This window comes from Limosilactobacillus equigenerosi DSM 18793 = JCM 14505, assembly GCF_001311375.1.
GTDB classification, from domain to species: Bacteria; Bacillota; Bacilli; order Lactobacillales; family Lactobacillaceae; genus Limosilactobacillus; species Limosilactobacillus equigenerosi.
On record NZ_BBAS01000001.1, the window covers coordinates 222,572 to 245,342 of the forward strand.

The window sequence follows — 22,771 nt, forward strand, 5'->3', positions numbered from 1 at the left end:
TTGAATTAACCATCTAAATTGATTAAAATAAACAAGGTTAGTTTTTAAAACGGACTATCATGCGCTAAGCATGGGTCCGTTTTTCTTTGGAGGAATTTTATCGTGGGACAAACAATTACCAAAACCACTCGTTGGGCCTTGATAAGTGCCGGATTATTAACGTTTTTAGGCATTTTAAACGAAACGTCAATGAATGTCGCTTACGAAATCATCTCGCACCAATTTAACATTTCATTAGATCTCGTCCAATGGATTACCACGGGCTACTTATTGACCGTGACCATTATCATGGGCGCCACCGCCTACTTATTGCGGACCTTCCCCGCCCGCTGGCTCCATTTAACGGCCGGCTTAATGTTTTTAACCGGGGCCGTTTTAAGTGCACTCGCCCCGAATTTCACTTGGTTATTAGTTGGGCGGATTTTACAAGGGGTTTCAACTGGGCTCGCCACCCCAATTATGTTTCACTTAATTTTTACGCAAGTTCCCAAACAATATCTTGGCGCCACGACAGGCATGGCGGGGATGATTATCTCCCTCGCTCCAGCGTTAGGACCATTATTCGGCGGCTCCATTTCCCATCAATTAACGTGGCGGTGGATTTTTTTGGCTGATTATGCCGTTAATTATCGTCGCGTTAATTGGCGGTCAACTTTTTATCCGCAACCAACTCAAAGCTAATGTTAACTTATACTTTAATTTTGGTGCCCTCATCGCTTTAGGCGGGGCCTTAACCAGCTTTATTTTAAGTGCTAATCAATTAGGCGCCACCAAGTCCCATTATCATTTTTATTTATGGGGGCTCGGTGGGATTTTAATGTTAATTATCTTTATCGCCATTAACCTATTTAGCAAATCCCCCTCATTAATTTTAAAATTTTTCGGTTCCCTACCATTCGGACCGCCGCTGTGACTTACTTTGGCCTCCAATTCATGAACATCGGTCTATCAGTCGTCCTACCAACCTACGCCGTTTACGTTATGCGTACCAACTCCTTCGTGGCGGGTTTAATTTTATTACCCGGTAGTTTAGTGGGCGCCTTCACCTCCCCCTTTGCTGGAATCTTAGCCGATCGGTATGGGGCTAAATGGCCCGTTTCCATCGGAGCAGCCATCTTTTTAATTGCAACCTGGGCAATGATGGCTTTTCAACGGCCCCTCTTAACACCTTGGGGATTAGCCTTATCCTTTGCTTGTTTCCGGTTTGGATTTAATCTCGCCTTTTCCAATACTATCTCGTATGCAGCCGCCACGGCCGACCATGCCTTAACCCCCGATGTTAATTCCTGTTTCAATATGCTCCAACAATTTGCCGGTGCCGTTAGCGTGACCTTAGCGACAGCCCTGATTTCCTACCAACAACATTTTGCTAAATTAGGCCACTTACCATATCGGACATATCTCGGCTCCCGGCACGCCTTTATTATGATGTTTTTAATCGCGATAGTTGTTGTCAGCATGATTTATTTAACTTACCATGTTAACCGACCAAATAAAAAAATGACTTTACCCCATAAAAAGGGAGCGTGACAGAACTAAAATTGATAAATTTTAGTTCGTCTTCACGCCCCCGCAAGCGCAAATAGGGCTCGCAGCGTTCGGATTTCCGACGTTTCGAGCCCATTTGCGTACTGCGATATTCGATTTTTCAAGAGGTTGCCTGACTTATGTCACAGCCTCTTTAGTATGTTTAAAGTTGTTCAATAAACCGTTGCCACCCAGCGGCCCCTTCATCATCACGCTTGAAGACACCAGCATCAGCTAGCACATCACTGAAGACTTGTGCGACGGCTTGTTCTAAGACTTCATCAACATTCGTCGGTGTAATCGTCGTCTGGGATTGTACTTCCTTGGCCCACGATAAATGACTAGCTGCAATTTCATTTGTTTCACCTAACCAGTAACGTTTCACTTCCGCCAATTCAGCTTTTAACCGTCCTGGTAAAATTGCCCGCCCCATAACTTCAATCAGGCCAATATTTTCTTTCTTGATGTGCCACAATTGTTCATGTGGGTGGAAAATTCCCAGTGGGTATTGCTCATTCGTACTGTTATCCCGCAAAACTAAATCTAAGACGAATAAATCACCTTGGCGATGCATAATTGGCGTCACCGTATGATGCCGTTCTTCGCCATCCCCAGCATCAATCATCAACATTGGATCGCTGTAATTTTGCCAGGTCGTCATAATATGCGTTCCTAGATTAATCAATGCCGTCGTATCCGTACTTTGCAGGCGCAAGTCGCTCATTGGCCAATCAACGATTCCGGCCGTCACTTGCGGGTAAGCTGGAAAATCAACGGCTTGCTTAATAGGCGCCTTCATCATTGGGAACGTATGCCGCCCACCTTGGTAGTGTTCATGAGCTAACATTGAGCCCCCGACAATTGGCAAATCGGCATTACTCCCAACAAAGTAATGTGGCAATTGGCGTTCAATTTCAACCAAATTAACTAACGTCTGTTGATTAATTTTCATTGGTTGGTGTTCGCCTAACAAGAAAATACAATGTTCATTAAAGTAAGCATATGGCGAGTATTGGAAGCCCCATGTTTCGCCCCCAATGTTCATCCGAATAATCCGGTGATTCGTCCGGGAAGCATAACCTAGCCGGCCCCGATAACCTTCATTTTCCATACACAAGGCACACTTCGGGTATTGATTGGCTGCTGCATGAGCCGCCGCCACAATTGCTTTCGGATCTTTTTCCGGCTTTGATAAATTAATCGTAATTTCGAGTTCATTCCCATCCGCTACCGTCCGGGTAAATTCGATATTTTTCTTAATCGCATCCGCCTTCACGTAATCCGTCTTGGTTTCTAAATCATAAAACCAATCCGTCGCTTGTTGGGGACTAACCTGGGCTAAATTCCAAAAGTGTTCATTCACTTGCGCTGGTAATGGTGCTAAGAAATCATATAATTGATCACTTAAAATCGTCCGCTCCGTAATCGAGTCCTCAATCTTTTCCCGGGAAATCGAGAGGTCAACTAACTGACTCACTAACTTACCAGCCTGGGTTGGCACATCTTCATCACCAACTAACGCCCGTAATTGATTCATCACATAATTCCGATCAAGCTCTTGATAGCGACCGCTAGCAATTACTTGATCACAAAAATCACTAATTACACCCATCGTTACATTACCTTCTTACATTCACTAAATCTTGTGTGGACCATCCACAATTTCGGCATCGTAGAAACTTGCATCATAGCCGACGGTTTCCCGATAAATCTTCCCGACCTTTTCCTTTAAGGCTTCCGCTTGGTCTTTCTTCACAATCGCAATGGCGCTTCCAGCGAAACCACCACCAATCATCCGGGCCCCAAGGACCCCTGGTTGTTGCCAAGCCGCTTCGGCTAACGTATCTAATTCCGTGCCTGAAACTTCGTAATCAAAGTGCAAGGACACGTGCGATGCATTAATTAAGCGTCCTAATTCATTTAAATCCCCGGCTTGCATTGCCTTCGTGGCCCGCAATGTCCGTTGATTTTCGGTTACTGCATGGCGAGCCCGCTTCAATAAGACGTCATCATTAATTAAGTATGAGTATTCATCTAACGTGTGTTCATCTAATTCACCCAAGGTTTGAATATCCAACTTTTGTTGCAGTCGCTTAACGGCTTCGTGACATTCAGCCACCCGATCATTATAAGCGGAACCAGCTAATGAGTGCTTTTTATTCGTACTCATAATGACAATTTCATAATCCCCGAGTTCCAATGGTAAGTATTGGTATTCTAACGTATTACAATCAAGGAAGATCGCATTATCTTTCTTCCCCATCCCGACCGCAAACTGGTCCATAATTCCAGAATTAAGACCAACAAAATCATTTTCCGTTTTTTTGGCCCAACTTAACTAACTCAATTGAATCAATCGCTAAGTCAAATTCGTCCCGTAAGACATTTCCCATTAATAATTCAATTGAAGCTGATGATGACAATCCCGACCCATATGGCAAGTTACCATAGACGTATAAATTAAACCCTCGGTCAATTTGCTTAAATTGAGCTCGCAAGTACGTCAACATTCCCTTGAAGTAATTTGCCCACGTCCGACTAGCCTCCGTTTCTGGTTGGTCATCAGTTAACGCAAAGACTACTTCATCGCCTTCCATATTACCTGAATATAAGTGAACTTCTTGGTCATCCCGAAAACCAAAGGCTCCATATGTCCCTAAACTAATCGCACAGGGGAACACATGTCCACCGTTGTAATCAGTATGTTCACCAATCACATTAATCCGTCCTGGTGAGAAAAAGACATCTGCCCCTTCCGTGCCAAATTGTGTTTGGTAAGCTGCTAAAATTTCTGCTTTTTCCATTTCATTCACCTTCAATTAACTTATTTTTAGTCTGATTTAATCTTACTCTGCTGTTTAACCAGCCGTCAAGATAGCGCTTACATTTTCGTGGTTTTTTTTACCGTTATGCGCCATTTAGTATTACAATAAAATTATTAAGTATGAAAGGATCGACCCTATGACGCAACGTATCTTATCAATTACCAGTGGCGAAAACTTTCGTGATCTTGGTGGTTACCAAACAACTGACGGCCGGCATTTAAAGTGGCGCAAGCTAATCCGTTCGGGGGCCCTTGGCAAACTTGATGACCACGACCAAGCCAAGCTCGCCGCTTTAAACGTTAAATACGATATTGATTTCCGCTCCCCCGCTGAAGTGAAGCAATTACCTGATCATGTGCCTAGTACGGCTCAATTTCACCATGAACCAGTTTTTGGAACTGACTTAACAGAAGCTTCCAAAACCACGGCCGATCTCGATCAAGAACTGATGACGATTCCCAATCGCGGAGCCAGTCATATGCAAGAAGTTTATCGGCAAATGACTCACCTTGATAGCTCACTAGTCGCTTATCGCAACTTCTTTAACTACCTCCTTAGTACGCCTGACGATGGTGCCTTACTCTTTCACTGTCAAGCCGGAAAAGATCGCACCGGCTTTGGCGCTTACTTGGTTTTAAGTGCCCTGGGCGTTGATTTTGAAACGATTCAACAAGATTACTTATTAACCAACACTACGACGAGCGACTGGGTTACTAATAAGCTCGCTGAATTACGCGCAGCGGGCCATTCTGAGACGTTTGTAAACAATTACGCCCAATTAGCTGGTGTAGACGAAAGTTATCTCCACGCGGCCACCAGCGCTATTCAGGCGCAATATGGTTCGGTCAACCAATTTTTAACTGACGCTTTACAACTCAGCAATCACGATTTACGTGATTTGCAGTCGCTCTACTTAACTGACAACTAGGAGGTTTTTCTCATGCAAATTAGTGTTCCCTTAAATGACCATCAATTATTAGATGATCGCTTTGGTAAATATGCCACCGAAATGATTGCTGACCATCCGGTTCGTTCTTTTCCGATTACGATTACCGATGCCCCAGCTAACACGCAGGCCTTCGCCTTATCATTCATTGATTATGATGCGGTCCCGGTCAGTGGCTTTGCTTGGATTCACTGGTTAGCTACCGACATTCCTGGCGATTGGCATACCATTCCAGAAAATGCCAGCCAAGAACTCGCTGGCCAATTTATCCAAGGTAACAACAGCAATGCCGGTGGGCTTGTTAATGGTAATCCGAACATTACCACCGGCTATGTTGGTCCCCAACCACCCGATCAAACTCACCAATATACTTTAGTTGTCTACGCGCTTGATCAACCATTAAAGTTAACTCCTGGTTTTTGGTATAACGAATTCCGGCGCGCCGTGGCTGAACACACGTTAGCACAAGCAACCCTTGAGTTACCAAGTCGCGCCTAGATAAACATTAAGGAGGTCCTTTTTATGCCAACGCGAATTTTCTTTAACCCAGCCGATTCAATTGCCAATATCAACGACTACAACGAAGCCGTCCGGCAAGGGCAAATTTACCATGAAAAACATCAACAATCAGAATTAGTAATTGCAAAAAACGAAGCCAACGAAGAGTATGCGATCTTCTACGCCCATGACCAAGCCACGCCGCAAGCTGATCATGCCCAACCATATCACGAACACCATCGGATTAAATAATCATTCCCTAAAAAAGAGGCTGCGACATAAGCCAGACAACCTCTTTTAAAATCGAACAGCGCAGTACGCGAATGGGCTCGCAACGTCGGAAATCCGAACGTTGCGAGCCCTATTCGCGCTTGCGGGGGCGTGAAGACGAAATAAAATTTATCAATTTTATTTCTGTCACGCTCCCTTTTATCTTCCGCCAACTAATTTGGTCACTTGTTGCGCTAAATAGTCTTGGAATTGGTCAGCATCCGTTTTAAATCCCGTAACTAAATCTGGTTCATAGATAATCATCCCGACTAAATCACCCATAAAATCAGTAATTTGTAGGCCTTTATCCGTTAGTTTCGCATCATCGTAATGACCATCTAATTCATGGTCGAGCATCGCTTGAACATTATCAACAATCGCTTGCTTGATAACAGCTTCTAAACTTACTTCATTCCCCCGCACTTGTTGTTGGGCGACCTTCATGGCGGCTTCTTCTAAATTAACTGGAATTTCAATACTCATTTGCCATCCTCCATTGCTTTTTTTTGTTATTATATACACAATTAACGCTTGAAAGGAAAAAAACATGGCTAAAATTTATTATCAATACATGACGCAAGCGGGCTATGATGCAATTGAGCAACAAATTAGCGCTCTTAAACAGCAGCGGCCCGCCAAAGTGGCACGACTAAAGGCCGCCCGGGCCCTTGGCGACTTATCTGAAAACACTGAATATAGTACCGCCAAACGCGAATTACGCCATTTGGATAGTCGGCTCCGGTATCTCAATAAACAATTACAATATGCTAAAATCATGACCCCAACTGATACCAAAACCGTCGAAATCGGGACCACCGTGACCATTACTTATTTAGATGACGCTGAAGAAGTAACTTATACCATGGTTGGTCATCAAGAAGCTGATCTCGCTGAGCATAAATTATCCTATGCTTCGCCATTAGGTAGCGCCATTCTCCACCAACCAACCGATACAATTTGTACAATTGTGGCCCCCGCCGGCACTTATCAAGTCAAAATTAATCATATTTCCCTCTAAAGTTCCCAAGATGTCTTGATATTGATATCATAATGTAACTATAATGTAACATTGTTAACTGCTTTAAGCTGCCATTTTTGTTTAGCTTAAAATCTAGAAAGGAACTTAACCATGTCACTTAAGAGTTCATTTGCTGCTGGAGTTGGTCGCTTATCCTACTCCGTCTTACATGGGATTTTTAACCGCGGAAGTTCATTACCCGGTTTAATCGCCTTAAAAATCGATCCTGATATCTTATATCACTACAAAGATCGGTATGATTTTGTCATTGTGGGAGGGACTAACGGGAAAACCACCGCAACGGCGTTAGCAGTCCAAGCCTTAAACCAAAAGTACGATGACGTCCTCTACAATCCGACGGGTTCTAACATGAAACGGGGAATTGCGACGATTTTCGTTTCTGCTCCTACCCCCAAGCAAAAGGCTTAGCCATCTTGGAAGTTGATGAAGCCAATATCGTCCGGATTGTAAAATATTTTAAACCGAAGGCCTTTGTCTTCACGAACTTGTTCCGGGATCAATTAGATCGGTATAGTGAATTGTACGCCACCTGGGACCGAATGTTAGCTGGGGTCCGAATGGCGCCGGAAGCAACCATCATCGCCAACGCTGATGACCCAATTTTCAATACGGTTGAGCTACCTAACCCCCGCGTTTGGTACGGCTTTAACGACCAACCAAGTAGTGATTTAGAAGCCCCGGCCAACACCGATGGGGTCGTTTGTCCAAAATGTCACCACATTATCCACTACGGATTTATCACTTATGGGGCTTAGGAAATTACTTCTGTCCGAACTGTGATCACCAACGCCCCGCGCTTGATTACCAAGTGACTGCCGTTGAATCCACTACCACGACGAACTCAGTCGTTAAATTTGATGATTACGAATATACGATTCCAGTCGGTGGGGTCTACAACATCTACAACGCTCTGGCTGCCTACTCATTAGCCCGGTTTATGAACGTTGACAAATCATCGATTAAGACCGCTTTTGAAACTAATCCTGAAATCTTCGGTCGCCAAGAAAAAGTTCAAATCGGCGACAAGGAAATGGTTATTATCATGGTCAAGAACCAAATTGGGGTTGATACCGTCCTGGATATGATTAAGACGGACCCTGAACCATATTCATTTGCTTTCCTATTAACTGCTTTACCAGCCGATGGGGAAGATACTTCCTGGATTTGGGACTGTAATTTTGAAACCTTACAAGACCAAGCTATCCCATATTACCTCGTCGGTGCCGAAAACTATCGCGATGCGGCGACCCGCTTTAAGTTTGGTGGGTTTACCGATGTGAAGGTTGAACCAGATCCCGCTAAATTAATCGATCGAATGCAAGAAATTCCAACCAAGCGGTTATACGCCGTTGTTACGTATACTTCAATGCGGCAATTGCGGAAAGCCTTAGCAGATCGGAAATTAATTGACGGAGGGATGGAATAATGGCGCAATACGAATTAAAACTCGCTCATTTATACGGTAACTTACTCAACACTTACGGTGACCTTGGCAATATCATGGCCCTCAAATACTACGGTCAATTACTTGATATTGAAGTCACGAGTCAAATTATCAGTGTCGGCAATGATTTTAAAACCACCGACTTTGATCTAATCGTCCTCGGGGCTGGTCAAAAATATGAACAATCAATTGTCTTAGAAGATATCCCCACGAAAAAAGACGAACTTCACGCCTTTATCGAAGCTGGGAAACCAATGTTAGCGGTCGGTGAAGGGTTCCAATTGCTCGGCCAATCATATTATGACCAACACCAAACTAAAGTCGCTGGGGCCGGTTTGTTATCACATCACAGTGAACTGCCCGCTAATGGCGAACCAATCCAAGGTGACCTTGTGATCAAAACCGCTGCCGGTCTTGAATTTCATGGTCATGAAAACCATGACTTAGAAACGTTCCTTGGTGCTGATCAAACTGCCTTAGGGACGGTTGTTACTGGAACCGGAAACAACCGCACTGATCAAAGCGAAGGTGCCATTTACAACCATACCTTCTGTACCAACCTCCACACGGTCCTTGACCAAAATGGGGAATTAGCTAAGCAAATGTTACTGATTGCCATAGCTAATAAATATCCTGATGCCGACTTAACACCGCAAGAACAAGTCATTATCGAACCAACTTATTAGCATCAAAAAACCGCGCCTTGGAGCGCGGTTTTTTGTTAGTAATTTAAAATCCAAATAAAGCCAATAAACACAAAGAATAAGCCATACATTAATGGATGAACTTCTTTGCCCCGCTTAGCAAACAACATCGTAATTGGATACATAATAAAGCCTAATGACATTCCATCCGCGATACTGTAAGTTAACGGCATTCCCACCACAACTAAGAAGGCTGGAATCGCAATTTCTAACTTTTCCCAGGCAATCTTGCGTAAGTTTTGGGCCATCAAAACCCCAACAATAATTAAAGCCGGGGCCGTCACTTGACTCGTTACGACCGCTAACAGCGGTGAAAAGAACAAGGCTAATAAAAAACAAATCCCCGTCGTTACCGCCGCAAATCCGGACCGACCGCCAACGGCAATCCCCGCGGACGATTCAACATAAGCACCAACCGGTGAGGTTCCTAATAGCGATCCAACCATCATCCCCGTTGAATCGGCTAATAAGGCCTTCCCAACCCGCGGCATTTGATTATTCTTAATGTAACCTGCTTGTTGAGCTAACCCAACTAAGGTACCGGCAGTATCAAAAAAAACGTCACTAATAAAAAGGTTAACACCACCACCCATAATTGTAAGGTGTTAATTTCAGTCACATGGTGTAACGCCACCCCGAACGTAGGCGCTAAACTCGGCGCCGCACTCACCCAATGTGTTGGAACGGCGATTAGCCCCGTCACCATGCCAAAGATGGTTGCGATGACCATCCCAATAAAAATGGCTCCTGGAACTCGTAAAACCATTAACGCTGCCGTGACAATCAAACCGATAATCGTAATCCATGTACTAGGCGTACTAAATGACCCCAAGGTAACTACCGTTGACTTACTAGCCGCTACTAAGCCCCCTTGGTGTAAACCAATAAAGGCAATAAACATCCCAATCCCAGCGGAAATCGCAAATTTTAAATCCGCTGGAATCGCATTAATAATTGCTTCCCGCAATTTAAAAATCGTAATTAACAAGAAGATAATTGAAGCAACAAACACCCCAGCTAAAGCCGTTTGCCAACTCACCCCCATCCCGACACAGACAGAATAAGCAAAGAAGGCATTAATCCCTAAGGCCGGCGCAGACGCAATTGGATATTTCGCGACAATCCCCATCACAAAACAGGCAAAGGCACTCGCTAAGGCCGAGGCCGTAAATACCGCCCCAGGATTCATCTTAGCGGCACCCAACACACTCGGGTTAACAAATAAAATATACGCCATTGAAATAAACGTCGTAAATCCACCTAAAATTTCTTGGCGCCAGGACGTCTTTAACGTCGTAAATTCAAAATATGCTTGTAGTTGCTTCACAACTCAATCCTCCAACTTCTTTCAAAAAACTACAAGCCATATCTTACCGTGATTTCCGAATAATGTAAAGATAACAATTGGTTATTGTTCGAATTTAAAGCAAACATCTAATTTAAATCAACTTTTTCAGCCCCGTTAATACTGATTTAACCGATTGATTGTAGTTGAGTTTGGGCCTTTGCTAATAATGATGGTGCGACTTGCTGCGTTAAAATCCGTTGTAACGGCGTTTCTTCATGCCGCCGTTTAAATGGCCATTTTTCGGCTTTCACAATCACCACCGCTAGATTATTTTCGGTTAACGCCACTTGGCCAGGTTGCACAAATTTCCCCTTCGTATGCTTACCTTGGCGCCAAGTATGCACTAAAATCTGACCTTTGGGATCGGCTTTTAATTGATATTGACCAGAGTTATCCATTTGTAATGGAATCCCCCAATACTTAAAAACTGGATATTGATCTTTCTTTCCCATTTCGCTACTCCTTAAAAAAACTCCTCAAGCCTTGTGGTTTGAGGAGTTAATGTTAATGATTAAGCCCGTGACTTGTAGCTACCATCCGTCGTGTTGACAATGATTTCGTCACCGTTCTTGATAAATGAAGGCACTTGAACTACCACCCCAGTGTTCATCGTAGCTGGCTTACCACCACCATCGATGGTTGCCCCCTTCACCATTGGTTGCGTATCAGCAACTGTTAACGTAACCGTTACTGGTAATTCAATCCCAACTAATTCAGCACCAACGAAGTGAAGTTGCACTTGCATGTTTTCAACCATGAACTTCTTTTCTTCGCTGATTTGGTTTTCAGAAATTTCGTATTGTTCGTACGTTTCCAAATCCATGAAGACAGAGTTATCGCCTTCATCGTATAAGTATTGTGCGTTCCGCTTGTCAACGTTAACTTGTTCAACCTTTTCAGATGGCCGCATCGTCGTGTGGACGATTGAACCACTCCGTAAGTCTTGAATATCCATTTGCATCAACGTGTTACCCTTACCAGGCTTGTGGTGGTTAATTGAAAGGACCTTTAATAACTTACCATCCTTTTCAAAGACCATCCCTTTTTTCAAATCAATCGTTTGAATCATGTGTCTTCTCCTTTATTCAATTGGACTCTATCGCTGCTGGATAAAGTCGTCAATATACCTTCATATTATACCACAAATTCCTTATTTTTGAATCTCCATCTGATCGCTTGGGATTCGCAACAAGGTATATTGCGCAGCCGTCCGGTGGCTCCGTAAGCCAAGCCCATTTAACCACGTATTACGGTACTTAACTTCCATCGTGGCAACAAAAGCATGCCCCGTTTCTTTATCCATTTGCTTAAGCTTCGTTACTTGCCATGGTAAATCCATGGACCGGGCTGGCAAGATTTCATTTCCATCCGCTAACGTCGTAAAGTACGCACTAGTTGTCCATTGATTTCCTTGCGTTTGATAAGTATATGAAACTACGCCACGATTACCACCCGCACTATGATTAACCTTCACATAATAATAATTATCCCCGGAAGAAGTAATTTGGAGCGGGCGATACTTCGTTGTTACCGTCACTGCACTTGTATCCGTCGCCGCGACATTCCGAAACCACGTTAAGTAACTCATCCCACCAACCAAAACGACGGCAATTAAACCGAGGCCAAGGTATTGAGCGAGTAAGCGATTTGAAAAGCGTCGTTGTTCACGGGCAATCAACATTAATTGGTGGACCCGAATATAGTGAATAACATACCAAACCCAAGCAACGGTGCCGAGCCATGCAACCCAACCTAACCAATTCCAACTCATTAACTTACTCTCCTTACATTCAATTCAATACCTTCATTGTAACATAATCACCACCTACTGAAATTAATTTCCTATATGGATAAAAACTGGTGATAACGCTATAATAGTAATAGTTTTTTTTGGAGGAACTACCATGAACACATTTTCAGAATTAGCTCTCGAATTAATCGAATTCGAAAAGGCCACGCAATTAAACGATAACGAAGTGGCGCTCGGCAGCCAATTATCCGTAGAACGAGTACATGACTTAAAGTCATCGGCTTCTAGCAATCCAACGGATGAAGAAGTCGCCTTATTACGGCGCTTCATGCAAGCTTACCCAGGCTAAAACCATAAAAACGGACTTGGAAAACTTTCCAAGTCCGTTTTATTTATCCATTAGCTAAAGTCACTGGTAATGGCGGAATTTCTAATTCAACCTCTTGATTTTGCATCATTTTCATCAAGGTTTTAACCAAACAATCCGCAATGGCTGCCACCGGTTGGACGACAGTCACTAAATCGGGGGCAATCCGCCGAATTAATTGACTGCCATCGTAACCCGTAATTAACGGTTCCACCCCTTGATCCCGCATAATTTGCCGAATTTCTAAGGCAATCACATCATTCGTCGCTAAGACTGCATCATATTTCCCAGGAAATTCGGTTGTGATGTCGATGTCATTCACATCTAATGGGGTAGCATTGACTGCGTGATGATTTAAGTAATCCAGCGCGCCTTGAACCCGATTAACCGTTGGCGACGCCGAAGTATCTTCATCAATTAAAATCGCAATTTCTTTAGCCCCATGTTCAACTAAATATTGGGCTGCTAAATGACCACCATAATAATTATCACTAGCCACCGTTGGAATATTAACGGATAACCGACGGTCGAACGAGACAATCGGCGCATCAACATGTTGATACTCATCGATATCTAAGTTATGCGAACTCGATATAATTCCATCAACTTGATTAGCCGTCAACATCGCTAAATATTCATGTTCAATTGCTTTATTTTCAGCTGATGACGCAATGATCGTTTTATAGCCTAACTTAAATAATTGTCGTTCAATTTCATTCCCTAACTCGGCATAAAATGGATTCGTTAAATTTGGGAAAATTAACCCCACAAATTTCGATGATTTTCCTTGCATCGCCCGCGCTAAGGCATTGGGACGATAATTTAATTCACGCATGGCTGCGTGAACTTTATTAATTGTCTTTTCGCTTAGTGATCCGTAATTATTAATCACCCGCGATACCGTCGTCACTGAGACGCCCGCTAGCTTGGCAACATCTTGTAATTTTGCAACCATGGCTTTTTCGCTACTCCTTATCAAATTAAGATATATCTATTATGACAAATTTTGACCATAAAAAAGCAACGAGTTAAACTCGTTGCTTTTTTAGCCATTAAATTAAGCTTGCGTCATTACTTCTTCGCCATTAGCCGTAATCGTAAACGTCTTGTTTGCAGCATCGGCTTCTAAGACCGCAACGTTATCACCGTTAGCGTCTTGACGCGTGATCTTAATCGTCGTTTCCGTTGGTGTTTCAACTTCGATGGAACCATCAAGATCAAAGGCTGCAAATTCATTCCGCCATGCTAACATCTTCAAGAGGTTCGCAACAACTGGCCGTTGCACTTCTTCAGCCACTTCTTCCTTGGAGTAGTAGTGACGGTTGATGTTCCGACCTTCCTTCGTGTTTTCCAACAATTCAAGGTCGTTTGAACCTGCTAATAATCCAACGTAGTAAACCATTGGAATCCCAGGCGCAAAGACTTGGATGGCCCGTGAAAGTAAGTATGAACGGTCATCGTCACCTAAGGCTGAGTAGTAAGTTGAGTTAATTTGGTAAATATCAAGGTTGTTGTAAGCAGCTGATGAGTACTTCCGCTTAACGTTAGCCCCAACCTTGTATAATTCGTTTGATGCGTATTCAATTTCGTCATCCGTTAAGATATCCCGCGCATCAACAACCCCGATCCCATCATGCGTATCAAGCGTCGTGAATTGCTTCATTGGTGACATCTTCAACCACTTAGCTAATCGGTTCGTCTTACCTGAGTAAAGCGTGTAAAGCGTCGTCATTGGTAAGGCAAAGTCGTAAACAAAGTAGTCGTGTTGTGAAATCTTTTCTGGAATCGTGTAGTGTTCGTGGATTTCTGGTAAGATTTCGGCCTTGTATGGAGCTAAGATGTCACGAACTTCATTTAAGAGGTCCCAGATTTCTGGTTCAATAAAGAAGTCGTTCGTGTCAGCCTTCTTGATTGCGTAAGCAAAGGCATCCAACCGAATCATATCAGCCCCATGGTTAACCATGTCCGTCAACGTTTGCTTGAAGAATTCGTTAGCCACCTTAGACTTAACGTTGATATCGATTTGTTCTTCACCAAACGTGTTCCAAAGGTGTTCCGTCGTCCCATCAGCAAACGTAATTTCTTGCATTGGGGCCTTGTCTTTCCGCTTGTAGATTAAGTCAACGTCTTCCTTCGTTGGCCGGTTTTCACCAGCAGCTTCCCAGAACTTTTCCCAACGAATAAAGAAGTCCGCATACTTAGAATCGTCATGCTTTTCCTTAAAGTCTTGGTACATTTCTGACTTCCGAGAAATGTGGTTGATCATGAAGTCAAACATTAAGTAGTATTCCTTACCTAAAGCTTCAACATCATCCAGTCCCCAAAGGCAGGGTCAACAACCGTGTAATCGTATGGGGCAAACCCACGGTCACCCGTTGATGGGAAGAATGGTAATAAGTGGACCCCACCGATGGCCTTACCGATGTAGTTGTTTAATACTTCGTGCGTTTCTTTGATGTTCTTACCCATTGAATCAGAGTAAGTAATTAACATCGTCTTGTTTTGAATTGGCATGTTAAATCCTCCAAAAATTTTTATTACTTAGCTGCGCGACGCCGTGAAATCATAATAATTAATGCGATTACGATTAATAATGAACCATAAAGTGGGAATGGAGCTGCTAAGTGTAAGCCTTCTAATGGTTGGCCTAATAACTTGTTCGTCCATTCGGCAATTGTTGGGGAGAAGAACGCCCCAAAGTTAAACCCAATCAAGACTAATGACGTTACCATTGGTTGATTCTTAGCTGGTGCTAACGTTGGTAATAAGTCAAAAATCATTGGTGAAACTAATTGCAATGGGAAACCAACCATTAATAAACCGGCCGTCAAGATGACAAAGTTGTCACCAGCAAACCCAATCATAAAGTTAGCTAACGCCATTAAGCCGAGGCTAAGTAAACCGTCCCAAAGCCTAACTTTTTGTGGATGGCACCGTAGAATAACCCACCCAACGTGGCCCCGATTAACATCAAGGACAAGAAGTTAGAAGCACCCGTGTAGTTTGATCCCTTAATAGCTACCGCTAATCCAGAGAACCGGTTTTCAAGCCCAACATAATCAATACATAACACAAAGGCAAAGAGGGCTAAAACGTAAACTAATGGACTAATCTTTTCGACACCATTATCAGCGACTGCTTCGACTTGTTCACTAGCTTCTGCGGCTACTTCGACCTTTGCATCATCGGGTACCCGAATGGCAAATAAAGCTAAGACCGCAAAGGCTAAGGCGTAAACTAAGAATGGCACGTGCCAGTTCCCCGTCCAAGCTAATAATTGACCAGCCACAAATAACGTGAAGGCTTGTCCAATTTGTTCAGCGGCGGCCCGCCAACCTAACATTTGTGATTGCACGTGGCCTTCGTACCAAACAGAAATCATTGAGATACATTGGGAGTTATATAGTCCAAAACCAGCTCCTAATAACAACCGTGACGCTAAAATCGTGGCATAGTTGTTAACAAAGAAGGGAATAATCCCAGCAATTCCGACTAAGCCAACCCCAATCATAATCATTTTCTTATCAGAAATCTTAAAAATCCGTTGCAAGATTGGTGATAAGACCACGAAGAACATCACCGCAAATGATGGCGTCGTGGCTAAATATTCCGCTTGTGCTTGTGATACTCCTAAGGCGGCCTTCAATTGTGGAATTGCCCCTTGAATGGCATAGGCACTCGTAATCACAAAGGAAACGGATAAGAATGCTAACTTAGTTAACATTGAATCTTTTGAATTCATATTACTTCCTCAACTCGTTTCACGTGAAACGTCTAACTTAGGCGTTTTCGCCACCAACTTCAACAATGGCCTTAGAAACCTTCCCTAAGCGTTCGTCAACAAAGTCAACCACTTGGTCAAATTCCAATTCGTGAGAGAATAATGGTTCTGGGTTTAACTTACCAGAAGCAAGTAAGGCAATGGCGTCTTCAAACGTGTATGGGTTGATGAATGAACCTTGGATTGTTAATTGCTTTTGGAAGACTTCGTACGTGTTTACTTCGAACTTGTCGTCTGGGTTACCAACCCCGAACATCAAGACTTGGCCACCACGAGCAGCTGCCTTGAGGGCTTGTTCTTGCGTAGCTGGGAAACCAACAGCTTCAACTACGACGTCGTAAGCTGCTTCTGGAATTTCTTCCTTCGTGCTGTTCAATGTCTTCACACCGAATAATTCGGCGTTCTTTTCTAAGTTACCGTCCTTACGACCAACTAACGTAACTTCGTGGACCCCTTCAGCCATTAAAGCTTGGGCGAATAATTGACCGGCAAAACCATCACCGATTACTAACGCCTTTTGGTATGGGTGTAATTCTAATAAATCAACCCCGTGAACCACACATGAAAGAGGTTCAACCACGGCCGCAGCCTTTAAGGAAACGTTGTCTGGAATTGGGTAAACAACACTAGCTGGCGCCGTGAAGTATTCTTCAAACCCACCATCACGCGTTACCCCAACGGCATCCAAGTGTTCACATAATTCTTGGCGTTGCGTCCGGCAGTACTTACATTGACCACAGTAAATGTTAGGATCGATAGCCACCCGGTCACCAACCTTCACGTTCGTCACGTCAGCCCCAATTTCATCCACAACCCCTGAGTTTTCGTGACCTAAGACAATTGGTGGTACCGCTGAAGCAGAACCTGGTAAACCAGCGTAAAGTGCCTTATCCGTTCCACAAACCCCCGCAAAAGCCGTGTGAATTACAACTTCATTTGGCTTTGGCGTTGGCATTGGTAAGTCTTGGACTTCTAATTGTTTTGTACCTGTTAAAACTAATGCTTTCATCAAACAAGTCTCCTTAAATGTTTTTCGTTCATTTAAAAGTTTATCAAAAAAATTCAATTGTCAAACGTTTATCAATTTTTAGGAAAACAATTTAAAAACAGCGGTAAATCCCATTTCCTTTAGGATCTACCGCTGTTGACTAAGCTAGGTGTTTTCGAATAAAATCAGCGACCGTTTTAGCAGCGGCAGCATCTGGACTAATAATAATCAGAGTATCATTACCCGCTAACGTTCCGACAATCAAATCGTTCGTTTCCGCATCAAATTCACCGGCCACAATCGTTGCAAAATTTGAATTAGGCGTGGTTTTCACCACGTTCATAAATTCAACCGTTGCCACACTTTCCACCCGTTGCTGAATCATCTTTGCTAAGCGTTCCCGCTCGCCATCCGTTTGTAGTTGTAATTGCGCATAATAACTACCGCCTTTGACGCCCCGCACTTTAACAATGTTTAACGCTTCTAAATCCCGCGAAACAGTTGCTTGCGTCACTTGAAAGCCGTGCTCATTCACCAATTTGATCAATTCTTGTTGGCTCCGAATCGTATGTTCGGCGACTAATTTTTGAATTACCTCACGCCGTACTCGATATTCCATCTTAATTCCTCACTTCTAATCTGCTGACAACGCATCGATTGGATTTAATTTCGCCGCTCGGCGCGCAGGTAACGCTGCTGCAATAAATGAAATTACTAACGCCGCTACTAATGCTGTCACTACATTAGCTCCTGAAATTTGGACAATTTCATACTTAATTAATCCATACACATTGTGATTAATCAGCGCTTGCGCCCCAAAGCCTAAGACAAGCGCTAAGGCGCCGGAAAAGAGTCCAATTAATAAAGCTTCGGCCGTAAATAACCAGCGAATATCCCGTTCGCGTTCCCCCAGCGCCCGTAGGATTCCAATTTCTTTGGTCCGTTCAGAAACTGACATGTACATCGTCACAATAATCATTAACGCTGACACTAAGAGCGAAATTCCCGCAATCGCCGCTAGCACGCCCGTTGCTAATTTAACATACGTATTAACTGTTTTGAGGACTGAACCTACCGTAAAGGTGCCATACGCATATTTACCATTGACTTGAACCCGGTTAATTCGATTGGCAACCTGATCAACTTGACTTAAGTCCTTCACGGCGACTATCACTCCAGTTGGATTAGTTTCAGCCCCGGCTTGTTTATACGCCGCTTGTAAGGTCCCGAAATCAACGGCCGACATTGCCGCCGTCCCATCAGTAATTCCGGCGACCTTAAAACTTTGCTTAATTGGCACTGGCATCCCCGTTTGATTAATCCACGTAAATTCAATCGTAACTGGTTGTCCAATTAATTGACGATACGTTTTTGCTGAGGTTAATTGGACCGCGGCTTGCTTGCTTAGAACCATTTCGCCCTTTCCTGGGGTATGACCAATTTTAACTGTTGATGGTTGGTTCAACGTTGACCACGTCATTAAACTCGTCCCACTTTGGTGCCGATCCGCATAGTTCAATTGATACATTGGAATTAAATATGAGGCTTGCGCTTGCGCCACGCCTTTAACTTGCTTAATTCGCGCCACTTGACTCGGCGTCATAATCATCTTTTGCGGATTGGTAGCTGATTCTTGCATCACATTTTGCGCTTCTAGACTCGACAAGTGTTTCCCGGTCGGATTTTTAACTACCCGAAAAACTTTGGGATTCACTAACGAATTAATTTGATTGTTAATATATCCATTAATACCATTCCCCAGCCCACTGAACAAAATGACCGCAAATAAACCAATTGAGGTCCCTAACATAATTAATGAGTTCCGCCAAAAATTGTACATTAAATGTTTATACGCATTACGGAAAATTGCCATTAACGGCATTGGCTTGGCTTGAAATTCCGGCTTCTGTTGCGTTACTTCCGACCGTGGTCGAATTACTTCATCAGCTACAATTTGCCCTTCTGCTAACCGAACAATTCGCGTCCCATAATCCGCCACTTCTTGTGAGTGAGTCACGGCAATCACTAATTTCCCGCTTTGGGCGATTGATTCTAATAACTCTAAGACTTCTTGAGTGTTTTGTGCGTCTAAGGCTCCCGTGGGTTCGTCCGCAATAATCATTTGGGGATCACTAGCTAACGCCCGCGCAATCGCCACCCGTTGCTTTTGGCCACCGGATAATTGATTGGGGTGCTTATTAACTTGATCAGCTAAGCCGACTTGCTTAAGTAACGCTAACGCCCGTTGTTTTTGTTCCTTGGCCGTTAACGTCGTCATGTCTAATGACATTAATACGTTATCTAAGACCGTTAAATGCGAAATTAAATTATATGCTTGATAAATGTAACCAACCGTTCCACGGCGGTACTCATCTAATTCTTTACTTTTTTGGTGATCTAATTTTTGACCGTTAACAACTACTTCACCAGTAAACGACCGATCGAGTCCCCCAATAATATTCATTAAGGTTGACTTCCCACCACCTGATTCACCTAAAATCGAGACAAATTCGCCCCGGTCAAATTCTAAGTCAATTCCTTTTAAAACTGGAAATTCTTGATTACCCAGGAAATATGATTTTTTTAATCCCCGTTAGTTCTAAAAATGCCATCCGTGTCTCCTCCAGTTTTTCCCACTTGCAACTTACTTTACTATATTATACTAAAACTCGATTCCCATGTTAGTAATTCGTTTTTCAGCTGCAATCGTTTTCAAGCTTTTTAGCTCATTTTTCGTTATGATTTGCCATAATTTAATCATTGCCCCCCTATTTATTTTATGATAATCTTACGAAGGGACTTTGTTCCCGACAATTGAATATAGAAAGGTGGGTTATTCGTGAATAATTCTCAAACCAAGCACCGGTCCTCAAAGTTAATTTCACACGCCAATGGGAAGTCATTGGAAGAAATTAACGGAACCGTTGAAGTTCCACGCGGTAAAGGCTTCTTTCGGACTTTATTAGCGTACTCTGGACCAGGTGCACTTGTCGCAGTTGGGTATATGGATCCTGGTAACTGGTCAACTTCCATTACTGGGGGACAGAACTTCCAATACACCTTAATGACGACCATCCTGATTTCAAGTTTGATTGCGATGCTCTTGCAAAACATGGCTGCCAAACTTGGTATCGTAAGTGAAATGGACCTGGCTCAGGCCATTCGAGCTCGTACAGGGAAGGCGTTAGGGGTTGTCCTTTGGATTATGACTGAGCTGGCCATTATGGCGACCGATATCGCTGAAGTTATCGGAGCCGCCATTGCGCTGAATCTGTTATTCCATATCCCAATTATTGTTGCCGTCTTCATCACCGTCTTAGACGTTATGTTGCTCTTGCTCCTAACCAAAGTCGGTTTTCGGAAGATTGAAGCCCTCGTGGCCTGCTTAATCTTGGTGATTTTATTCGTGTTCTTATACCAAGTAATTCTTTCGAAGCCAGATTGGGGCGCCATGCTCGTCGGGTTAATTCCATCTGCTAAGGCCGTTTCCCAAGGTCCCGTTGTTAACGGAATCTCACCATTAACCGGTTCCTTAGGGATTATCGGGGCAACCGTGATGCCACACAACTTGTACTTACACTCAGCCATTTCGCAAACGCGAAAAATCGACCACACTGATTATGAAGACATCAAGCGGACGGTCCGGTTCTCAACTTGGGATTCCAACATCCAATTAAGTTTAGCCTTTGTCGTCAACTCGCTCCTCTTAATCGTGGGGGTCGCCGTCTTTAAGAATGGCGCGGTCCAAGATTCATCCTTCTTTGGCCTCTACCAAGCCTTAAGTGATACGTCCACGTTAAGCAATCCAATTTTAATTTCGGTTGCTAAATCCGGGGCTTTATCGACCTTGTTTGCCATCGCCTTATTAGCCTCCGGACAAAACTCCACCATCACCGGGACTTTAACCGGTCAAGTGATTATGGAAGGGTTTATCCACTTAAAGATGCCATTGTGGGCCCGGCGGTTAATTACGCGACTCTTGTCAGTTTTACCAGTAGTCCTTTGTGTCATGTTAACTGCTGGTGAATCTGAACTTAAACAACACGAAGCCATCAACATGTTAATGGAAAATTCGCAAGTCTTCTTAGCCTTCGCCTTACCATTCTCAATGTTGCCACTCTTAATCATGACCAACAGTAAAGTTGAAATGGGGGCCTTCCGAAATGCCCTTTGGACTCAAATTTTAGGTTGGATTTCAGTGATTGGCTTAACATTCTTAAATCTATATAATTTACCAAGCACCTTCCGTGGCTTTGGCATTTGGTCAAATCAAACGGCCACTGGTTTAGCCTACGTCACAATTATCGTAATCTTAGCCCTCTTAGGTTGGACGATTATCGATATCATGCGTGGTGATAAACGTCTTGGTGCCCAACAAATTAAACATAAGTGGGAAGCTTAGTCTCATTGTTATTTTTGATCATGCTACACACTAACGCCGGCTGCGATAATTCGTGACCGGCGTTAGTGTTTCTTTTTCCAATCTAAACTTAATTTCATGCTATAATAATTTTCAGACATTTTATAAGAAATGAGGAATATTCGATGGAACCAGAAAAGCGCCGCTCCCGGCTTGATTTATATGATTCCGATCATCAGGACACTTCATCCCGGCCAGCTACCCCCACCCAACCATCACGGGCCAGTCGAGCTAGCCAAACCAAGCCACGCCGGATACATTAACTACCTTAAAGGAATCAACCACCAACTTTTGGAAGCAATTAAAAGCACCTAAAGCTACTAACCAAACCAGTCATCACGCACTTCCCATGGATCAATGGAAAAGGCCGACACCTGGGGTAAAAAGATTTACCAAATCTTATTATCAATTTTACTGGTGGTCTTTTTAATTACGATGATTATTTTCTTTATCAAGCAACAAAGCCCGGTTAAACCAAGTGAACCAACTGAAGAAGTTAGTTTCTCATCATCCAAGCGGACTAAAAAGTCAAGTTCAAGCAGCACCAAACGCCGGTCAACTAAAACGACGAGCTATGATAATTACCAACCAACTCACCAAAATCGAGAAACGACCCGCGAAACGACGATTACCTTCAACACGAACGACGATCATAAGAGTGCTGATAATCAGTCTTCAACGGCTCCTCAAGCGGATAGTAATAACGGTGGTAATAACAACCAACCAGCTCAAAGCGCACCAGCTAACAACGCCCCGGCGGCCCCAAGTACTCCGACACCGGCTGCTCCAGCTGGGACTAAGACTAATTAATTTTAAATTCATCCCTTGACTAACGAACTCAAAATGCTATAATCACACGTATTA

The 22,771-nt window shown here is 43.4% G+C and carries 19 protein-coding genes and 6 pseudogenes; 12 read left to right on the top strand and 13 right to left on the bottom strand.

Annotated features, from left to right (window positions below; genetic code table 11):
- Positions 1-102 precede the first annotated feature (102 nt).
- Positions 103-681, top strand: coding sequence for an MFS transporter (locus tag JCM14505_RS09290; RefSeq protein ID WP_225352203.1), 579 nt, complete (start codon positions 103-105; stop codon positions 679-681).
- Between the two features lie 195 nt (positions 682-876).
- Positions 877-1,530, top strand: coding sequence for an MFS transporter (locus JCM14505_RS09295; RefSeq protein ID WP_225352211.1), 654 nt, complete (start codon positions 877-879; stop codon positions 1,528-1,530).
- Between the two features lie 160 nt (positions 1,531-1,690).
- On the opposite strand, the gene JCM14505_RS01125 is transcribed toward JCM14505_RS09295, so the two are convergent.
- Both JCM14505_RS01125 and JCM14505_RS01130 read right to left on the bottom strand, forming a co-directional pair.
- Positions 1,691-3,139, bottom strand: coding sequence for a UDP-glucose--hexose-1-phosphate uridylyltransferase (locus JCM14505_RS01125; protein ID WP_054652275.1), 1,449 nt, complete (start codon positions 3,137-3,139; stop codon positions 1,691-1,693).
- A 24-nt stretch (positions 3,140-3,163) separates the two neighbouring features.
- A pseudogene (locus tag JCM14505_RS01130) lies at positions 3,164-4,331 on the bottom strand (galactokinase).
- Between the two features lie 157 nt (positions 4,332-4,488).
- Here JCM14505_RS01130 and JCM14505_RS01135 point away from each other — a divergent pair.
- The 3 genes from JCM14505_RS01135 to JCM14505_RS01145 are packed head-to-tail and all read left to right on the top strand — an operon-like array spanning position 4,489 to position 6,048.
- Positions 4,489-5,280 carry a tyrosine-protein phosphatase gene (locus JCM14505_RS01135; protein WP_054652277.1) on the top strand — a complete coding sequence of 264 codons (792 nt, stop codon included), beginning with the start codon at positions 4,489-4,491 and terminating at the stop codon, positions 5,278-5,280.
- Between the two features lie 12 nt (positions 5,281-5,292).
- Positions 5,293-5,796 carry a YbhB/YbcL family Raf kinase inhibitor-like protein gene (locus JCM14505_RS01140; protein ID WP_054652279.1) on the top strand — a complete coding sequence of 168 codons (504 nt, stop codon included), beginning with the start codon at positions 5,293-5,295 and terminating at the stop codon, positions 5,794-5,796.
- A gap of 24 nt (positions 5,797-5,820) precedes the next feature.
- On the top strand, positions 5,821-6,048 hold the full coding sequence (locus tag JCM14505_RS01145; RefSeq protein WP_054652282.1) for a hypothetical protein: 228 nt from the start codon (positions 5,821-5,823) through the stop codon (positions 6,046-6,048).
- A 177-nt stretch (positions 6,049-6,225) separates the two neighbouring features.
- Here JCM14505_RS01145 and JCM14505_RS01150 read toward each other — a convergent pair whose 3' ends face one another.
- Positions 6,226-6,549: a hypothetical protein gene (locus tag JCM14505_RS01150; RefSeq protein WP_054652284.1), complete on the bottom strand. Its 324-nt coding sequence runs from the start codon at positions 6,547-6,549 to the stop codon at positions 6,226-6,228.
- 64 nt (positions 6,550-6,613) lie between these two features.
- Between JCM14505_RS01150 and greA the strand changes: the two genes are divergently transcribed.
- The 3 genes and pseudogenes from greA (at position 6,614) to JCM14505_RS01165 (ending at position 9,235) form a co-directional block, all read left to right on the top strand.
- Positions 6,614-7,084, top strand: a complete 471-nt coding sequence (gene greA / locus JCM14505_RS01155; RefSeq protein WP_054652285.1) for a transcription elongation factor GreA — start codon at positions 6,614-6,616, stop codon at positions 7,082-7,084.
- 111 nt (positions 7,085-7,195) lie between these two features.
- Positions 7,196-8,531 (top strand): annotated as a pseudogene (locus tag JCM14505_RS01160) (Mur ligase family protein).
- Positions 8,531-9,235, top strand: coding sequence for a type 1 glutamine amidotransferase (locus JCM14505_RS01165; RefSeq protein WP_054652287.1), 705 nt, complete (start codon positions 8,531-8,533; stop codon positions 9,233-9,235). Before JCM14505_RS01160 ends, JCM14505_RS01165 begins: the two are co-directional and overlap by 1 nt.
- 35 nt (positions 9,236-9,270) lie before the next feature.
- On the opposite strand, the pseudogene JCM14505_RS01170 reads toward JCM14505_RS01165, so the two are convergent.
- The 4 genes and pseudogenes from JCM14505_RS01170 to JCM14505_RS01185 form a co-directional block, all read right to left on the bottom strand.
- Positions 9,271-10,580: pseudogene (locus tag JCM14505_RS01170) on the bottom strand (NCS2 family permease).
- Positions 10,581-10,726: 146 nt separating this feature from the next.
- Complete coding sequence (locus JCM14505_RS01175; protein WP_054652289.1) at positions 10,727-11,053, bottom strand: DUF7671 family protein; 327 nt, start codon at positions 11,051-11,053, stop codon at positions 10,727-10,729.
- 59 nt (positions 11,054-11,112) lie between these two features.
- On the bottom strand, positions 11,113-11,670 hold the full coding sequence (gene efp / locus JCM14505_RS01180) for an elongation factor P (RefSeq protein ID WP_054652291.1): 558 nt from the start codon (positions 11,668-11,670) through the stop codon (positions 11,113-11,115).
- Positions 11,671-11,751: 81 nt separating this feature from the next.
- Positions 11,752-12,372 (bottom strand): LVIS_2131 family protein, encoded by a 621-nt coding sequence (locus tag JCM14505_RS01185; protein WP_054652293.1) that lies wholly within the window; start codon positions 12,370-12,372, stop codon positions 11,752-11,754.
- 133 nt (positions 12,373-12,505) lie between these two features.
- Here JCM14505_RS01185 and JCM14505_RS01190 point away from each other — a divergent pair, with 133 nt between their 5' ends.
- A complete protein-coding gene (locus JCM14505_RS01190) occupies positions 12,506-12,700 on the top strand; it encodes an LBP_cg2779 family protein (RefSeq protein WP_054652295.1) in 195 nt (64 codons plus the stop codon).
- A 43-nt stretch (positions 12,701-12,743) separates the two neighbouring features.
- On the opposite strand, the gene JCM14505_RS01195 is transcribed toward JCM14505_RS01190, so the two are convergent.
- The 6 genes and pseudogenes from JCM14505_RS01195 to JCM14505_RS01220 form a co-directional block, all read right to left on the bottom strand.
- Positions 12,744-13,673 (bottom strand): LacI family DNA-binding transcriptional regulator, encoded by a 930-nt coding sequence (locus JCM14505_RS01195; RefSeq protein ID WP_054652297.1) that lies wholly within the window; start codon positions 13,671-13,673, stop codon positions 12,744-12,746.
- Between the two features lie 102 nt (positions 13,674-13,775).
- Positions 13,776-15,232 (bottom strand): annotated as a pseudogene (gene gtfA / locus JCM14505_RS01200) (sucrose phosphorylase).
- A 23-nt stretch (positions 15,233-15,255) separates the two neighbouring features.
- A pseudogene (locus JCM14505_RS01205) lies at positions 15,256-16,460 on the bottom strand (MFS transporter).
- 37 nt (positions 16,461-16,497) lie between these two features.
- Entirely contained in the window at positions 16,498-17,508 is a 1,011-nt protein-coding gene (locus tag JCM14505_RS01210) for a zinc-dependent alcohol dehydrogenase family protein (protein WP_054652299.1), read from the bottom strand.
- 139 nt (positions 17,509-17,647) lie between these two features.
- Positions 17,648-18,106 (bottom strand): arginine repressor, encoded by a 459-nt coding sequence (locus tag JCM14505_RS01215; protein WP_054652301.1) that lies wholly within the window; start codon positions 18,104-18,106, stop codon positions 17,648-17,650.
- Between the two features lie 15 nt (positions 18,107-18,121).
- Positions 18,122-20,099: pseudogene (locus tag JCM14505_RS01220) on the bottom strand (ABC transporter ATP-binding protein/permease).
- A gap of 227 nt (positions 20,100-20,326) precedes the next feature.
- Here JCM14505_RS01220 and JCM14505_RS01225 point away from each other — a divergent pair.
- From JCM14505_RS01225 to JCM14505_RS01230, 3 genes are all read left to right on the top strand, one after another.
- Positions 20,327-21,889: an Nramp family divalent metal transporter gene (locus tag JCM14505_RS01225; RefSeq protein WP_054652305.1), complete on the top strand. Its 1,563-nt coding sequence runs from the start codon at positions 20,327-20,329 to the stop codon at positions 21,887-21,889.
- A gap of 143 nt (positions 21,890-22,032) precedes the next feature.
- Positions 22,033-22,170: a hypothetical protein gene (locus JCM14505_RS08870; protein ID WP_156249805.1), complete on the top strand. Its 138-nt coding sequence runs from the start codon at positions 22,033-22,035 to the stop codon at positions 22,168-22,170.
- A gap of 94 nt (positions 22,171-22,264) precedes the next feature.
- Positions 22,265-22,717: a hypothetical protein gene (locus tag JCM14505_RS01230; protein ID WP_054652307.1), complete on the top strand. Its 453-nt coding sequence runs from the start codon at positions 22,265-22,267 to the stop codon at positions 22,715-22,717.
- Positions 22,718-22,771: the final 54 nt, after the last annotated feature.